Here is a 17,588-nt window from a genome sequence, read left to right on the forward strand (position 1 = left end):
CATGCAGTACCATAATATAACAAAAGACGATATGCTCAACGGGGATGGACTGCGCGTAGTCCTCTGGGTGGCAGGATGCTCCCACGGATGTACAAAATGCCATAACCCTGTGACATGGGACCCTGAAGGGGGAATCCCATTTGACGGGGAGGCTAAAAAGGAATTATTTGAACAGCTTGAAAAGGATTATATCAGCGGAATCACATACAGCGGCGGAGACCCTTTATTTATTAATAACAGAGAGAGCATTACTGCGCTTGCAAGAGAAGTCCGGGAGAGATTCCCACAGAAAACACAGTGGCTTTATACGGGTTATGAGTGGGATGAAATCAAAGATCTTCCTGTCATCCCATATCTGGATGTACTTGTTGACGGAAAGTTTGATGTCACGAAGAAGAACACCCAGCTTCATTGGAAAGGAAGCGAGAACCAGAAAGTAATTGACGTACAGAACAGTCTGAAGAAAGGGCTGATCGTCCTGCACGAATCATGATAGAGGAGAAAGACACATGCAGAGAATAGCAAAATTTCATAAAGTAAGCTTAGAACAGTTTACAAAAGACTGGATTGATACCTTCGGACTTGAGGACGAGGCAGATCTGGAGGAAATATACGAGGGAATAAAGCTTCCGAAGAGGGCGACCGCAGGTTCTGCAGGCTATGATTTTTATGCCCCGGTACGGCTCGTTGTGGAGCCGGGACAGACTGTGAAGGTGCCTACCGGTATCCGTGCAGAGATGGAACCTGACTGGGTCCTCAAATGTTATCCGAGGAGCGGGCTTGGATTTAAGTACAGATTACAGCTGAATAATACAGTCGGAATCATCGACAGCGACTATTTTTATTCGGACAATGAAGGGCATATATTTTCAAAAATCACGAATGACACGAACGAAGAGAAGACCGTAGATATCGGCAGGGGCGAAGGCTTCATGCAGGGAATCTTTTCAGAATACGGCATCACAGTAGACGATGATGCCACAGAAACCAGAAACGGCGGTTTTGGCAGCACGACCGTAAAAGGACAGGCTTAGCAGCCATATTGCTATTTGGTTAAAGGTATAAAAACAGGGTTTCGGGAGCGGACCCCTGTTTTTTTGTCCCCTGTTTTTTGTATAATTCAGGAACAACTGGGGATTCTACCCATAGATGTTTTGCTTAGCAGGGTACGAAAACCTGTAAAGGGCAGAGATTAGACAAGAAGGGGTAGACATACTATGATAGAAAAAGATACGAAAAAGGTCAGCAGTTCTTTTCAGGAAAACATTGATTACATGAATCAGGTACTGCCGGTACAGGAGAGTTTCGATATCCTTCAGAGGGACATGCTCATCGGCGGGAAGAGGGCTTCTTTCTATTTTATAGACGGATTCACAAAGGATGAGACAATGCTTAAGATCATGACTTCTTTCTTCGGGGTGACGGCCGAGGCAATGCCGGAAGATGCGACAGCCTTTGCCCGGCAGTGCATACCTTATGTGGAAGTGGATATCATAGCAGATTTTGACCAGGTCATCCGGAACATCCTGTCAGGTGTTACCTGTCTGTTTATCGAAGGGTACGAGGTCTGTATTGCGATAGACTGCCGCACTTATCCTGCAAGAGGCGTGGAGGAACCGGACAAGGATAAATCGCTGCGCGGTTCCAGAGATGGATTCGTCGAAACGATTGTATTCAACACGGCCCTGATGCGCAGGCGTATCCGTGACCCACACCTGATCATGGAAATGATGGAGGCAGGACAGACAAGCAGAACCGATATCGCCCTCTGCTACATGTCCGACCGTGTAGACAAGGAACTCCTTAAAAATGTGCAGAACCGGATCAGCCAGCTTCAGATCGATGATCTCAGGATGAATCAGCAAAGTCTTGCAGAAGCCATGTTTAAGAGAAAATGGTTCAATCCGTTTCCAAAATTCAAATTTACGGAACGCCCGGATACAGCCGCTGCGTGCCTGCTGGAGGGGAAGATCGTAATCATGGTGGACAATTCCCCATCGGCAATGATTCTTCCAACCTCCATTTTGGATATGATCGAGGAGGCAAATGATTATTATTTCCCGACACTGACAGGTATATACCTGAAGGTATCGAGGGCACTGATTACAATACTGACCGTATTCTTAACACCGGTATTCCTGCTTTTTATGCAGAATACAAAATGGATTCCTGATGTTTTTGCATTTGTGGCAGTAAAGGATACCGTGAATATCCCCCTGATCTTCCAGCTGCTGATCCTGGAGCTTGCAATTGACGGACTCAGGCTTGCCGCCCTCAACACACCGAGTATGCTCAGTACACCACTCAGTGTAATTGCCGGCCTTGTCATGGGAGAATTCTCGGTGAAGTCGGGCTGGTTTAACTCAGAGGTCATGCTGTATATGGCATTTGTCGCGGTTGCCAACTATACACAGCCTAATTTTGAGCTTGGATATGCACTAAAATTTATGAGGCTGATGCTTCTTGTCCTGACGGCATGCTTTAACCTCGTTGGTTTCATAGCAGGATGCATATTCATTGTATGCTTTCTTGTATTTAATAAAACGTTGTCAGGACGGAATTACCTGAATGTAAAACTGCAGTAGGAAGTTATAAGTATAAAAAAAGGATGCTCAGGCATCCTTTTTTGCTATAGTGTAAGTTTTGCATCTGCAGTACAAGATAACTTGTTCCTTGCCGCGGCACTTCTCTTATAGAGCAGTAAGCCACCTGCGGTCAGTAAAATGGTGACAGCAAATATTACCATATTGACGAAGGAACTGCTGCTGCCTACAATGAGGAAAACTAAGAACGTTCCCCAGAAATTGAACAGCATATGGAAACCAATCGAGAGATAAATGCTTTTCCCGTAATGGAAGATCAGGCCGCAGAAAATACCTACGAGGAATGCATAAATCCCCTGCACGATGTTCATATGATACACACCGAACAGAAGCGCCTGAAAAAGATTGGCAGCCCAGAACGGCAAAGCTTTTTGTGCATAATACAGCATAACACCGCGGAAGATGAGTTCCTCACAAACCGGCCCGATAATGACCGAATAAAGGACGAGCAGCAGTGTGATATCATTCATTCCGGCTGTCTCAAGCAGGTCGGTATAGGCTTTAAGCCAGTCCGGCTTTAAATACGCAGTAAAATTAATCAAAAAAGAGGACAAGTATTGAAGCGATGCAGCCAGGATAACGAGGGCCGCCAGCATACCCGGCCGTACAACCTGTGAAATCCTGCGTCTCGGAACGCGGCGTGGTGTGGATGCAACCTTATACCATGTTCCAAGCAAAAGGACAGTAATCATCGAGTAAATTACCATGACGGCTGAATTAAACTGCGTACCAAGCAGCACATTATAAAAAAGCTCTGAATTGAAGCTGAGCGGCGACTTCAGATACACAGAAAGGAACAGAAAGAACATCCCTATAAGCGAGGCGGCGACCTGAATTACTAAGGCGGCAATAAAGGGAAGAAATGCGATGAGTATGAATCCTATTTTTTTAAGTGTTTCCCGTGTTTTCATGGGACCTCCTGATTCCGGAAAAGAAAATATCCTGTTATTCATAATACCCAGTATACCACAAGTTAAAAATACGTTCTATATAGAATCCTTATTTAAGTTGTGATATACTGTTGCTGCGCTATATTTTACAGCTGAATAAAAAGGGGAGAAGTATGACAGAAAGACTAGGACATGGAATAAAGACTTTTACCGGTACACAATTAAAATGGATTGCAATGATTTTGATGCTGATTGACCATACGGCCGCGGTCGTATTGGCCAGCTGTATGGCATCATCAGCTTCGCCGGGAACGGCAGCTATCGTGATTTATTATATCATGCGGATACTGGGGCGCCCGGCATTTCCCATTTTCTGTTTCTTACTTGTTGAAGGATTTCATTATTCGCATGACAGGCGGAGATATTTGTTAAATCTCACAATATTTGCACTGGTTTCAGAAATTCCTTTTGATCTGGCAATGGAAGGTACAATACTTGAATTTGGGGGACAGAATGTATTTTTTACGCTTTCCATCGGTCTGGCGGCAATCTGGCTGATCGAGTATTTCGAAGGAAAGAAAATTCTGCAGTTCCTAAGCGTTTTTGTATGTGCTGTGCTGGCGGAACTCTTATCTACGGATTATGCTTCGCTTGGCGTTCTTTTGATAGTCATTTTTTATGAATTCCGGAATCAAAGGTGGAAACTATTTGCAGTGGGTACGGCATGGCTGTGGCTGGGGGCCTGCCTGAATAATCTGATAAATATCCATATTGGACTGTATCCGGAAGAAATGTGGGGGACTGTACTGACTGCAGTGATGAAAAATGGTGTTCTGGAGTTGTTCGGGGCACTGGCATTTTTATTTATCAGCCAGTATAATGGCAAAAGGGGAAAGTCACTCCCCAAATATTTCTTTTACGCATTCTATCCCGGGCACCTTCTGATCCTGTATGGTATAGCAAGGCTGGTTACGGGTACGGGGATGTGAGTGCAGGCTTGGACCGGCATTGTTAAAAATGAACAGAAAAGAGGTAATTTTACTTGGAAGAGAATCAGAAAAATGGAAATGAAAAAGATGTGAAAAACATGAAGCAGGATGAAAAGCTTGGAACTGCACATCTGGGAAAATTGATTGCAGAGATGGCCCTTCCGGCCGTTGCCGCCCAGATCATCAATGTTTTGTATAATATTGTAGACAGAATCTATATCGGGCATATTCACGGATACGGGGATATGGCGCTGACGGGGGTGGGCGTGACATTCCCTATTCTGATGGTAATCTCGGCGTTCAGTGCATTCGCAGGTATGGGAGGGGCCCCTCTGGCATCGATCCAGCTCGGAAAGAAAAACTATAAAGAGGCGGAGAAGATTCTGGGGAACAGTGTCGGCCTGCTGCTGATCTTCTCGGTATTATTAACTGTCCTGTTTTCCGTCTTTAAAACACCTGTTTTATATGCATTCGGAGCCAGTGACCAGACAATCATCTATGCCAGAGAATACATAAGCATCTATCTGCTGGGAACCGTATTTGTACAATTTGCCGTGGGCCTGAATACTTATATCAGCGGGCAGGGAAACGCAAGGACGGCGATGATGTCTGTCCTGATCGGGGCAGTGACCAACATTATACTCGATCCGATCCTGATCTTTGTATTTGGAATGGGTGTGCGCGGGGCCGCTCTGGCTACAATCATTTCGCAGGCAATCAGTGCGGCATGGGTGATCCGGTTCCTGACCTCTAAAAAGAGTGTGATCAGGATCCGCAGAAAATACATACGGCTGAATGCAAAGACGGTGGGCAGCATAGCAGCTCTTGGGGTTTCGCCGTTTATCATGCAGAGTACGGAGAGCCTTGTCATGATCACACTAAATTCAGGTCTGCAGAAATACGGCGGGGACCTCTATGTGGGAACCATGTCCATCATGAGCAGTATCATGCAGCTGATTGTTGTTCCCGTACAGGGAGTGTCACAGGGAGTGCAGCCGATCATGAGTTATAACTATGGTGCCGGAAAACTGGACCGTGTAAAGGGGGCCTTTATCAGGATGGTGTCCGTCTGTCTGGCAGCGACAGTTATACTTGCCGGAATTGCAATTGCCAGACCAGAGATTTATGCCAGAGTATTTACGGGAAATAAAGAACTGATTTCTCTGACCTGCTCCGTCATGCCGGTTTATTTTCTGGGAATTACGATTTTCGGTATCCAGATGGCGTGCCAGTCCACGTTTCTTGCACTTGGTCAGGCGAAGGTATCTCTTGTCATTGCACTGCTGCGTAAAGTGATCCTGCTGATCCCGCTCGCAATTACATTACCGAAATTTATGGGAGTCATGGGAATTTACAGGGCGGAACCGATTGCAGACTTCACTTCTGTGGCCGTCACAGTGATACTCTTTATCATTACTGCAAAAAAAATTTTGCGTAAGGATGAAAAAGATGATATGATAGGAGAAGCTTAAAACACAGGAGGGAAGATATGAGAGAATTTGTAGTAACAGTGAACAGTACCGTAGATTTGCCGAGAGAGTGGGTGGAGGAAAGAAATGTTCCGGTCATCCCTTTAAAATATACAATTGACGGTGAGACATATACGGATATGTATGGTCTTACGGGCAAGGAATTTTTTGCAAAATTGCGGGAAGGCAAGATGTCAGTGACATCACAAGTGAACCCGGATGAGGCAAAAGAGGCCCTTGAACCAATCCTCAGGGAAGGAAAAGATATTCTCCACCTTGGATTTTCTTCGGGTCTTAGCGGCACATATAACAGTATGAGGATCGCAGGCGAAGAACTGGCAGAGGAATATCCGGATGCGAAGATTATCATAATTGATACACTCTGTGCGTGTATGGGAGAAGGGCTGTTGCTTTACAAGGTCCTTCAGATGAAGGATGCAGGAAAAGGAATTGATGAGATCGCACAGTGGGTGGAAGAGAATAAACTCCATGTCTGCCACAATGTTACGGTAGATGACCTGAACCACCTGCACCGTGGCGGCCGTGTTTCAAAGGCATCGGCGATCGTGGGCACTATGGTACAGATCAAGCCGATCATCCACGTGGATAATGAAGGAAAGCTGCAGGTTATCGCAAAAGAGCGCGGAAGAAAGAAATCACTGAACAAGATTGTAGATATGGCTGCGGAACAGTCTAAGGGCTGGGATAACGATATCGTTATGATTACACACGGAGACTGTATTGAGGAAGCAGAATATGTTGCAGGGCTCGTAAGAGAGAAGATGGGTGTGAAAGAGGTTATGATCAATAACATCGGAACCGTAATCGGAAGCCATACAGGCCCCGGCGTTCTCGCAGTATTCTGCATGGGAAATAAAAGATAATCATGCTGCATGGCCCGCTGTCTGCGGGAATTAAAAATGGATGGACATACCTTAGGGGTGTGCCATCCATTTTTTTGCCGTCTGTATTATGACTAAAGCTTGAAAAATTCAAATCCCATTGTGCCTGCCACAGACGTAATCAGAATCGCAATCAGGAAGATAGGGGCGATCCAGCGGATCATAATGGTGAAAAGCCTTTTGCTTTTGAACTTTGCGCCGCCTATAGATGCTTCCTCAATTATTGTCTTCGGCTTGATGACAAATCCCACAAAGATACAGGTAAATAACGCAACGATCGGCATGAGCACACTATTGCTGATAAAGTCCATAAAATCAAGAACGGACATTCCGAGCGGCTGGATGAAGTCCCAAATACCGAATCCAAGTGAAGACGGGATTCCCATCAGCAGTACATAGGCTGTCACAAGAATACAGGTAAACTTTCTGGTCCATTTGAACTTATCCATAAAAATTGATACGATTGTCTCCATCAAAGAGATCGCAGATGTCAGGGCCGCAAAGAATACGAGAACGAAGAATACCGTACCGATAAACCCACCCATCGGCATGCTCGCAAATACTTTCGGGAGTGTGATAAACATAAGTCCCGGACCGGCGCTGAGCGCTGACTGGTCCCCGCCTGAGAATGTAAATACAGCCGGTACGATCATAAGCCCTGCAAAAAATGCAATACCCGTGTCAAAAATCTCAATCTGTCTGACAGAACTTTCCAGATTGGTTGTTTTTTTCATATAGGAACCGTAGGTGATCATGATTCCCATCGCCAGTGACATAGAGTAGAAGAGCTGTCCCATCGCGGCGAGCAGCGTCTTGACAGAGAAATTGGACATGTCAGGCATGATATAGTACTTCAGGCCTTCCATAGCTCCGTCCATTGTCATGACATAGATAGAAATTCCAACCGTCAGGACAACGAGGACCGGCATCAGGAATTTGCTGACATTCTCGATTCCTTTTTCAACACCAAAAATAACAACTACAGCCGTTAAGATAACAAACAGTACAAACCAGATGATCGGACTCTTTACACCGCTGATAAAATCGGTGAAATAAGTATCGCCTGCGGCTGCTTTCGTACCTCCCGTGATGAATGTGCCGAAATACTTGATTACCCATCCGCCGATAACGGAGTAATAAGGAAGAATAATGATTGGCACAATAGATGCCAGAATTCCCAGAAAGCCAAAACGCTTATCCAGTTTCTTGAATGCGCCTATGGCGCTCAGGCCCGTCTTGCGGCCAAGTGCAATCTCGGCCGTCATAAGGGTGAATCCAAAGGTGACGGCAAGAATAATATAACATAGTAAGAATGTTCCCCCGCCATATTTGGCAACAAGGTATGGAAAACGCCATATATTCCCCAAACCTACGGCAGAGCCGGCAGCAGCCAGTATGAAGCCGATTTTGCCAGTAAAATTACTTCTGCTTTCGTTCATGTAGTAAAACCTCCTCAATTTCTGTTCCTTAATAATAGACATTAATAGCTACATTATGACATGAAGAAGCATGAAATACAAGCAAAATCGTTTTTGCGGGGCTCAAATTTCCGACACTTAAAACATAAACCTGTCATTCTATCCTTGACACACTTTTATAAGTGGTATAAAATGACAGAAGTGCAAAAAGTCAAGAAAAAAGGTGATAAGAAATATCTTGACAAAATGCAGATGGTGTGTTAATCTAATATCTGCGTGAGGCAAAAAACAAAGCAGAGTATCCACTCTCACCGTAGCACAATTGGGTGACTACCGGTTTGATATTGAAGCTATCACATGCCTTTAAGAGAAGTATGTGTGTGCAGAGAGTCGGGTGGATGATGTTCACTCGTTTTTTTGTGCTCAATCGCGGAAGAAACCTAAAGGAAATTCAATCAACGGAGGTATACGACAATTAGCGATTTAATGATTAACGAGCAGATCAGAGACAAAGAAGTTCGTCTGGTTAGTGAGGATGGGGAACAATTAGGAATCATGTCATCCCGGGACGCCTTGAAGATGGCGATGGATGCAGAACTTGACTTGGTGAAGATTGCACCAATGGCAAAACCACCGGTCTGCAAAATTATTGATTATGGCAAATTCAAATACGAGCAGACACGCAAAGACAAAGAAGCCAAGAAAAAGCAAAAAACTGTCGAATTGAAGGAAGTACGTCTTTCGCCGAATATTGATACCAATGACTTGAACACTAAGGTTAATAACGCGAAGAAGTTCATTACAAAGGGCAACAAGGTAAAAGTGACATTGCGTTTCCGCGGGAGAGAGATGGCGCACGTACAGCAGAGCAGACATATCTTAGATGATTTTGCGGCTTTACTGGAAGATATTGCAGTCATCGAAAAACCGGCTAAAATGGAAGGCAGAAACATGAGCATGGTTTTAACTGAAAAACGTTAAAAATAAATAATTACGGGTGTTATCACTTACGTAAGCACACAATGAAGGAGGAAATCATCATGCCAAAAATCAAAACTAATAGAGCGGCAGCAAAACGCTTCAAAGTAACAGGTACAGGAAAATTAAAAAGAAACAAAGCATATAAGAGCCATATCTTAACAAAGAAGTCTACAAAGAGAAAAAGAAATCTTAGACACCCGGCTATCACAGATGCTACAAATGTAAAAAACATGAAGAAAGTATTACCATATCTGTAAGATTTGGAAGTTGATGAAGGAGGAATAAGAAATGGCAAGAATTAAAGGCGGAATGAACGCTAAGAAGAGACATAACAGAACATTAAAGTTAGCTAAAGGATACAGAGGAGCACGCTCCAAACAGTACAGAGTTGCAAAACAGTCTGTCATGAGAGCACTTACATCATCTTACGCAGGAAGAAAACAGCGTAAACGTCAGATGAGACAGTTATGGATTGCACGTATCAACGCTGCAGCAAGAATGAACGGACTGTCTTACAGCAAGTTCATGCATGGCCTGAAACTGGCTAATGTTGATATGAACAGAAAGATGCTGGCTGAACTGGCAGTAAGCGATAAAGAAGGATTCGCTACACTGGCAGAGGTTGCAAAAGCTCAGACCGCGTAGTAAAATATAAGTATGAAGCCCAGTCCCCCCGGGGATTCGGGCTTTTTTCCATTATGAAGGAAATACAGTGAGGAGATGTTTATATGAGGAATCATGAGGTTACTTCTAAACAGCCCCTGTTGAAGGCAGACGGAAGCCTTCGCGAACCGGGATGGTCCAGATCACTTTTGCAGGAGTATGACAGAAACAGAATCAGTGCGTCGAAATTCCGCATAAAAGAGTGGGATTACTATCTGGTCCTGAACGAAGACTATGCGGGTGCGTTTACACTATCAGATGACGGTTATATCGGCCTGCAGTCGGTTTCACTTCTGAACTTTAAAGAAGGGTGGGAACACACAGAAACCATTTTAACCCCGTTTCCAATGGGAAGGATGAAGATGCCTGCCACATCGGAGACGGGAGATATCAAGTACAAAGACAAGCGCCTCAGTATGGAGTTTAAAGTGACTGCTGGAAAAAGGACGATCGTCTGTGACTTTAAAAATTTCTGGGAGGGAAAACCATTTCACTGTGAAATCACCTTGTCCCAGCCCCCAATGGATACGATGGTGATCGCAACTCCGTGGAAGGGGAAGAAGTCAGCGTTCTACTATAATCAGAAAATTAACTGCATGCGTGCAGAGGGGTATATGACCTTTGACAATGTGACCTACTGGTTCCGGCCTGAGACAGATTACGGGACACTGGACTGGGGCCGTGGTGTCTGGACCTATGATAACAGATGGTTCTGGGGATCAGGCAACGGGACTATAGGAGGAAAACCTTTTGGCTTTAACATAGGATACGGTTTCGGGGATACCTCAGCAGCTACTGAGAATATACTGTTTTACGATGGGAAATGTCATAAATTGGATGATGTCACATTTCATATTCCGAAGGATGATTATATGAAGCCGTGGAAGTTTACTTCCAGTGACGGCAGGTTTGAAATGGATTTTGAGCCGGTACTGGACCGGGCTGCGAAAATATCCGCGCTGGTCATAGCCTCTGACCAGCATCAGGTATTTGGGAAGATGAGCGGCAGGGCAGTGCTGGACAATGGAATGTTCATCGAGTTGAAAGATTTCATGTGTTTTGCGGAAGATGTACACAACCGCTATTAAAAATTGCATTAAAAATTGACAAAGTAAAAAACTGTTGACATTTGAATTCCAAAGTGGTAAAGTTTTTGTAAACCGTTGAAGAAGAGCAAGTACTTTCTGTACTTACCACACAGAGAGCCGCAGATGGTGGGATTGCGGCAGGAAAAGACAGTCAGGAATGGGCTTCTGAGGGCGAACTGAAAGCATAGTAGGTAAGCCGGAGAGAGTACTCCGTTAAAAAATTCGGCATATGTCAGTATGCAAGAGAGGATGCACTATTTGCATCAAGCTGGGTGGCACCGCAGGAGTTTGAACTTATATACTCTTGTCCCTGCAATAATTTTATTGTGAGGGATAAGAGTTTTTTTGTATTTAAATATCAAAGCTTATCCCGGAAAAAAGAAAGGAGATTAAACAATGAGTGAGAAAAAGATTCCCTACAAAATTTATCTGGAAGAAAGTGAGATGCCGAAGGAATGGTATAATGTGCGCGCCGATATGAAGAATAAACCGGCACCGCTTTTAAATCCCGGAACACTGAAACCAATGACAGAAGAGGAACTTGGAGTTGTATTTTGTGAAGAACTGGTAAAACAGGAGCTGGACAATGACAACAGATTTATTGAGATTCCTGAGAAAATCAGGGATTTCTATAAGATGTACCGTCCGGCACCGCTTGTAAGGGCATATTGTCTGGAGGAGAAGCTGCAGACGCCTGCGAAAATCTACTATAAATTCGAAGGAAATAACACAAGCGGAAGCCACAAACTAAATTCAGCAATTGCACAGGCATACTACGCAAAGGACCAGGGACTGAAAGGTGTAACAACTGAGACAGGGGCCGGACAGTGGGGAACTGCTTTGTCTATGGCATGTTCTTATCTGGATCTGGATTGTCAGGTTTATATGGTAAAATGCTCCTATGAGCAGAAACCTTTCAGAAGAGAAGTAATGAGAACTTATGGAGCAAGTGTGACTCCTTCACCGTCCGAGACAACCGAGATCGGAAAGAAGATACTGGCAGAACATCCGGGAACATCAGGAAGCCTTGGCTGTGCTATTTCAGAAGCTGTTGAAGTGGCTACCCATACAGAGGGCTACAGATATGTTCTTGGAAGTGTATTGAACCAGGTTCTTCTCCACCAGTCAGTGATTGGTGTGGAAACAAAGATCGCGATGGATAAGTACGGGATCAAACCGGATATTATTATCGGCTGTGCGGGCGGTGGTTCCAATCTGGGCGGACTAATTTCTCCGTTTATGGGAGAACAGTTAAGGGGAGAGGCAGAGTATCAGTTTATTGCCGTAGAACCTGCATCCTGCCCGAGCCTGACACGCGGTGTGTTTGCTTATGACTTCTGTGATACCGGGATGGTATGCCCTCTGGCGAAGATGTATACGCTTGGAAGCGGATTTATTCCGTCAGCCAACCATGCAGGCGGCTTAAGATATCACGGAATGAGCTCGACATTATCACAGCTCTACCATGATGGTTACATGGAGGCACGTTCCGTAGAACAGACATCCGTATTTGAAGCAGCAGAACAGTTTGCAAGAGTGGAAGGTATCCTTCCGGCGCCTGAGAGCAGCCATGCAATCAAGGTTGCAATCGACGAGGCTATGAAATGCAAGGAGACAGGAGAAGAGAAAACAATTCTTTTCGGCCTGACAGGAACCGGATATTTTGATATGTATGCGTATGAGAAGTTCCACGACGGCAAGATGACAGACTACATCCCGACAGATGAGGACCTGAAAGCCGGATTTGACGGAATCCCGAGATTCCCGGGAAATATGGAATAAAAGGGCAGTGTAACATTTAACAGAATACGTTTGACAGTACGGGCAGGAAACCCGGGGTACAAAAATCTTTCTTCGGAAAGTGTACTCCGGGTTTCTTTTTAAATCTCTGATAAGGGGAGCATTGATAATTTACATCAAAGACAATGTCTTCAGAGGCCTGAAAAGACGCCGAAAAGAAGAATTTTTCAAATTAAATAAAAAATATACAAAATTCTGTTGACATTTGAGGAAAAAGATAGTATTATACTTCTTGTAGCGCGGGAACAACAAGCGATACAAAATGCGGAAGTGTCGGAACTGGCAGACGAGCAAGACTAAGGATCTTGTGAGCAATGCGCTCGTGTGGGTTCAAGTCCCATCTTCCGCAGTAAATGGAAAGCCTTGCAGATGCAGGGCTTTTTTGTTATTTCTACTTTTGATCCAGTGCTATTGAAGTGTCGAAAATATAAGGTATGATTTGGACAGGATATCTGATATAATTATGAAGAGATCCTGTCCATAGTTTTAGCAGGATCAGAGGAACCCGCTTTTTCTATTATTATGAGATACAAGGCGGCAAAGGAAAAGGGTGGTGAATAAGATGGGATTTTATTTGAATAGCAGAAATGCATATACGATGTATAAAAAGGAGACCACACAGCCTTATTTTGTAGATAAATCAAAATTGTTGGAAGAGCTGTTCCCATTGGTTAGAAATGGGAATAATCAAATCTGCATAACCAGACCAAGACGATTTGGAAAAACAGTTATGGCAAATATGATTTCTTCTTTTTTTTCAAAAGCCTGTGATGCGGATGATATTTTCAAGGGGCTGCAGATTGCAAAATGCGAAGAATACCAGCAATTTCATGGTAAATATTCAGTAATCCACATCCCCTTTAACAAACTGCCAAAAAATTGTAATTCTTATCAGGATTATATTGAACGGATTGAGAGGCTGCTTATTAAAGATTTGATGTCTGAATATCCAAAAGTTCAAATTGATGAATCAGAAGCAGTGTGGGATGTCCTTTTGTCAATTTATGCGATAGATGATACAGCACAATTTATCTTTATACTAGATGAGTGGGATTTTATTTTCCATCAAGATTTTGTAACAAACGAGGATAGAAAAAAATACTTGTCATTTTTACGGGATTTGCTAAAGGATATGCCTTATGTTATGTTTGTTTATATGACAGGCATCCTTCCGATCGCAAAATATTCAAGCGGCTCGGAATTGAATATGTTCGTAGAGTTTACTATGGCAAAATCCCCCGCGTTTTCCGATTATTTTGGTTTTACGGAAGATGAGGTGACAGAGTTATATAACCGGTATCTGACAAGATGTACAAAACCACATATTACTCGGGATGGTCTGAGGCTCTGGTATAATGGTTATCATACAGCAGCGGGAGAACGGGTCTATAATCCCCGTTCTGTAGTGTTTGCATTGCTTTATGATAATCTGGCTAATTATTGGACCAGTGCGGGTCCGTATGATGAAATATACTATTATATTGAGCATAACATTAATGACGTCAAAGATGATTTGGCACTCATAGTATCGGGGGCATCCGTACCCGCGAAAACTCAGGAATATGCGGCAACATCCATGAATCTTCAGACAAAGGATGAAATTTTTTCCGCTATGGTGGTTTATGGCTTTTTGAGCTATGAAGACGGCAGAATTAGTATACCGAATCAGGAATTGATGGAGCAGTTTGTAAATATGCTCCAGAAGCAGCTATCCAACAAATTAAAGACAAAAAATATGCCCTGAAGTTTCTGGGAAAGATAGGAGAGAAGCAAAGATATACAGGCAGGGTGCTTGCAGTAGGTATCAGTTATAACAGGATAGAAAAAAAGCATCACTGTAAAATAGAGGTTTTGACAGATGCGAAGAAGGTGTAAGATTATTTCTTAATATATACAGATAGAATCAGGAGGTACATAATGCCGGGGTTCAATAAAAACATTCTAAAACACAGCCGTATTTATTTTTTTTCAGTAATGCTGCTCTTTTTGCTGTTTACCAATTCTAAGAACGTATTGGCCGAAGAGGATGCTGATGAGAAGGTGCTGCGTGTGCCTTATCCGAAAACGGCTGGTTTTACTGAGACTGATGAGTATGGAAGACGGCACGGCCTTATTGTTGATTATCTGAATGAAATTGCGAAATATACCGGATGGAAATATGAGTACATTGACGTGACTGATGCGGTTGAAATGCTGGAGAGATTTAATGCCGGGGAATTTGACCTGATAAGCGGTCAGTATTATGTGGAGGGTATGGAAGAGTACTATGCTTACCCGGATTATAATATTGGTTTTAGTAAATCTGTTCTTCAGGCTCGCAGAGATGATGAAAGTATCAGGAACTTTGACTGGAACAGCATCAATGGGAAAACGATCGGGGTATATAAAAATGCAAAAGAGAACATCCGGCGTCTTGAAATTATGCTGGAAAGCAATCAGGTGGAGTATACGTTGAAGTATTATGATTACAGTGAACTGAGGGATGGCAGCCTGTTTCCCTATCTGGAAGAAGGAGATATAGATCTGGTGCTGGCAAATAATACAGAGTATGTAGAAGGGTTCCGTGTTGTTCAGGAGTTTGACTCCCAGCCGATTTATATCGTGACATCCCCGGATAAACAGGAGATACTGGACGGGTTGAATATGGCGCTGGGAAAAATTGCGGAATCTAACCCTAATTTTGCCTCGGAGCGGTATAAGGTAAACTTTGAAAATAGCAGAATATCAAGTATCTATCTGACAAAAGAAGAGAAGCAGTATGTAGAAGAAAAAGGAGTGGTCTCTGTAGCCGTGGTCAGGAACTGGCATCCACTATTTTGCATGGAATCTAAGTCTGGTACACATGACGGTGTGATTCCTGATATTTTAAAAAAAGTGGAAGAGTTCTCAGGACTTCAGTTTGAATATATATATGCAGGCAGTTATGCAGAGGCTTTAGACCTTGTGAACCAGGGAAAAGCAGATATGCTTGGCGCATTTCTTGGACAAGACGAGGAAGGGGCCGGGCAGAATCTGGCATTGTCAACACCGTATACGGCACTGAACGACATCATAGCCAGAAATAAAAAAACCAGTTTCCCCTCGAAAGGATTAACAGGTGCTGTCATCAAAGGACGGTCCCTTCCGGCAGAAATAGAGGCCGATGAAGTGAAGTATTTTGATAACGCACTGGACGCACTAAAAGCCGTGAACAGCGGGGAGGTAGATTTTTTTTACGGGGTTTCCTATTATATAGAGCAGGCGATACAGAGGCAGTATCTGGCAAATGTGATCCCTAATACCCTTATTAATGACCAGAACAATATCTGCTTTGCGGTAAAAAGCCCGGCCAGGACAGATCTGCTTCTTATTATGAATAAGGCTATCAGCAGTCTCAGTACAGAGGAAAAAGACATTCTCCTGAGCCAGAATCTGATTACATCGGGGGAGACTTCCTTCTCATTAAAAGCGATGATTTATGCTGACCCGTTTACATTTGTAATTATTATCGGGGGAATCGCGGTTCTCTTTATCGTTCTGGCCGGCATGATTGCGATGTCACGTGTGCGGGCCGCACGGATGCAGAGCAGTCTGGAACGCGCAGAAGCGGAAAATCATGCGAAAGGGGAATTTCTCTCTCGCATGAGCCACGAGATCCGTACTCCGATGAATGCGATTGTGGGATTAAGCGATTTGACGTATATGATGGACGGAGTGCCCGTGAAGGCAAGGGAGAATCTCCAGAAGATCCGCTCCTCGTGCCACTATCTGCTCAGACTGATCAGCGATATTCTGGATATGAGCAGGATAGAAAGCGGGATGATGACAATCACAAAGGATCCATTTTCCATTGGACGTGTTTTGAATGAGATTGAAAGTATGATGACGGCAGATGCCGGAAGACGGCAGATTCACTTCAGCATGGAAATGCAGCTGGAGGAGGAATATCTGATCGGGGATGCGGTCCGGCTGAAACAGGTTCTGACCAATCTGATTTCGAATGCTTTCAAGTTTACACCTGAGGGTGGCACTGTCCGGGTATGTGTGAATAAGACAGGGGGCGACGCATCACATGTGTCGTACTGTTTCCGCGTGATCGACAGTGGAGTAGGGATTTCCAGGGAAAACCAGCAGCGTATTTTTGAGGCATTCGAACAGGTGGGGACGAATTATTCCAAGAGTCAGGGGACGGGACTGGGACTTGCTATCAGTAAGACAATTGTAGAACTGATGGGTGGTGAACTGAAGCTGTCAAGTGAAAAGGGCAAAGGCAGTGAATTCTATTTTACAGCGGAATTTCCTGTCAGTGCAGGCAGGGGGGAAACAGAGGAGACTGCTGAAGTATATGATTTTTCAGGCAGCAAGATCCTTCTGGCAGAGGATAACGACCTGAATGCAGAGATTTCCAAAGAGCTGCTGAAGATGCAGGGCGCAAAAGTGCAGCGTGCGGTAAATGGTGAAGAAGCCGCTGAGATGTTTCAAAACAGCGGGGCGGGAGAATTCCAGATGATTCTGATGGATATCCAGATGCCTGTCATGGATGGACTGGAAGCATGCCGGCGGATCAGGAACATGGAACATGCCGATGCCAAAACAATACCGGTCATTGCAATGACTGCCAATTCCTTTAAGGAGGATGAGGATGCAGCACTTGAGGCGGGGATGAATGATTTTCTTACCAAGCCTGTCGATGTTGCCCGGCTTTATCAGGTTATGAATAAAGCTATAAAGAAATCATAGAAAGATAATAAATGACAAAAGGCGGTGAAGCTGGTCGTATAGCTTCCCGCCTCTTTTATACTCCGC

15 protein-coding genes and 1 tRNA gene are annotated in these 17,588 nt (G+C 44.1%); 14 read left to right on the forward strand and 2 right to left on the reverse strand.

The window, feature by feature from the left end:
* Window position 1: 1 nt before the first annotated feature.
* From nrdG to ABIN22_RS20640, 3 genes are all read left to right on the forward strand, one after another.
* Window positions 2–493, forward strand: coding sequence for an anaerobic ribonucleoside-triphosphate reductase activating protein (gene nrdG / locus ABIN22_RS20630; protein ID WP_109730478.1), 492 nt, complete (start codon window positions 2–4; stop codon window positions 491–493).
* Between the two features lie 16 nt (window positions 494–509).
* Window positions 510–1,034, forward strand: a complete 525-nt coding sequence (locus tag ABIN22_RS20635; protein ID WP_109730477.1) for a dCTP deaminase/dUTPase family protein — start codon at window positions 510–512, stop codon at window positions 1,032–1,034.
* A 183-nt stretch (window positions 1,035–1,217) separates the two neighbouring features.
* A complete protein-coding gene (locus ABIN22_RS20640) occupies window positions 1,218–2,585 on the forward strand; it encodes a spore germination protein (protein ID WP_346910890.1) in 1,368 nt (455 codons plus the stop codon).
* Window positions 2,586–2,629: 44 nt separating this feature from the next.
* Here ABIN22_RS20640 and ABIN22_RS20645 read toward each other — a convergent pair whose 3' ends face one another.
* Window positions 2,630–3,514, reverse strand: coding sequence for a CPBP family intramembrane glutamic endopeptidase (locus ABIN22_RS20645; RefSeq protein WP_346910892.1), 885 nt, complete (start codon window positions 3,512–3,514; stop codon window positions 2,630–2,632).
* Between the two features lie 152 nt (window positions 3,515–3,666).
* Between ABIN22_RS20645 and ABIN22_RS20650 the strand changes: the two genes are divergently transcribed.
* The 3 genes from ABIN22_RS20650 to ABIN22_RS20660 all read left to right on the forward strand — a co-directional run bounded on the left by ABIN22_RS20650 (window position 3,667) and on the right by ABIN22_RS20660 (window position 6,835).
* Window positions 3,667–4,482, forward strand: a complete 816-nt coding sequence (locus ABIN22_RS20650; protein WP_346910894.1) for a TraX family protein — start codon at window positions 3,667–3,669, stop codon at window positions 4,480–4,482.
* A 98-nt stretch (window positions 4,483–4,580) separates the two neighbouring features.
* Entirely contained in the window at window positions 4,581–5,954 is a 1,374-nt protein-coding gene (locus tag ABIN22_RS20655; RefSeq protein WP_118620395.1) for an MATE family efflux transporter, read from the forward strand.
* 17 nt (window positions 5,955–5,971) lie between these two features.
* Window positions 5,972–6,835, forward strand: a complete 864-nt coding sequence (locus ABIN22_RS20660; protein ID WP_109730473.1) for a DegV family protein — start codon at window positions 5,972–5,974, stop codon at window positions 6,833–6,835.
* Window positions 6,836–6,927: 92 nt separating this feature from the next.
* On the opposite strand, the gene ABIN22_RS20665 is transcribed toward ABIN22_RS20660, so the two are convergent.
* Entirely contained in the window at window positions 6,928–8,292 is a 1,365-nt protein-coding gene (locus tag ABIN22_RS20665) for a sodium-dependent transporter (RefSeq protein ID WP_118620384.1), read from the reverse strand.
* Between the two features lie 465 nt (window positions 8,293–8,757).
* On the opposite strand from ABIN22_RS20665, the gene infC reads away from it, so the two are divergent.
* The 8 genes from infC to ABIN22_RS20705 all read left to right on the forward strand — a co-directional run bounded on the left by infC (window position 8,758) and on the right by ABIN22_RS20705 (window position 17,522).
* On the forward strand, window positions 8,758–9,252 hold the full coding sequence (gene infC / locus ABIN22_RS20670; protein WP_109730471.1) for a translation initiation factor IF-3: 495 nt from the start codon (window positions 8,758–8,760) through the stop codon (window positions 9,250–9,252).
* 59 nt (window positions 9,253–9,311) lie between these two features.
* Window positions 9,312–9,509, forward strand: a complete 198-nt coding sequence (rpmI, locus tag ABIN22_RS20675) for a 50S ribosomal protein L35 (protein ID WP_009004123.1) — start codon at window positions 9,312–9,314, stop codon at window positions 9,507–9,509.
* A 31-nt stretch (window positions 9,510–9,540) separates the two neighbouring features.
* Window positions 9,541–9,897, forward strand: a complete 357-nt coding sequence (rplT, locus tag ABIN22_RS20680; RefSeq protein WP_109730470.1) for a 50S ribosomal protein L20 — start codon at window positions 9,541–9,543, stop codon at window positions 9,895–9,897.
* An 83-nt stretch (window positions 9,898–9,980) separates the two neighbouring features.
* Complete coding sequence (locus tag ABIN22_RS20685) at window positions 9,981–11,003, forward strand: DUF2804 domain-containing protein (protein WP_346910897.1); 1,023 nt, start codon at window positions 9,981–9,983, stop codon at window positions 11,001–11,003.
* Window positions 11,004–11,399: 396 nt separating this feature from the next.
* A complete protein-coding gene (locus ABIN22_RS20690) occupies window positions 11,400–12,785 on the forward strand; it encodes a TrpB-like pyridoxal phosphate-dependent enzyme (protein WP_109730468.1) in 1,386 nt (461 codons plus the stop codon).
* Between the two features lie 282 nt (window positions 12,786–13,067).
* Window positions 13,068–13,152 (forward strand) — tRNA-Leu (locus tag ABIN22_RS20695).
* 213 nt (window positions 13,153–13,365) lie between these two features.
* A complete protein-coding gene (locus ABIN22_RS20700) occupies window positions 13,366–14,547 on the forward strand; it encodes an AAA family ATPase (RefSeq protein ID WP_346910899.1) in 1,182 nt (393 codons plus the stop codon).
* 173 nt (window positions 14,548–14,720) lie between these two features.
* Entirely contained in the window at window positions 14,721–17,522 is a 2,802-nt protein-coding gene (locus ABIN22_RS20705) for an ATP-binding protein (RefSeq protein ID WP_346910901.1), read from the forward strand.
* Window positions 17,523–17,588 lie beyond the last annotated feature (66 nt).

This window comes from Faecalicatena orotica, assembly GCF_905197545.1.
GTDB classification, from domain to species: domain Bacteria; phylum Bacillota; class Clostridia; order Lachnospirales; family Lachnospiraceae; genus Faecalicatena_A; species Faecalicatena_A orotica.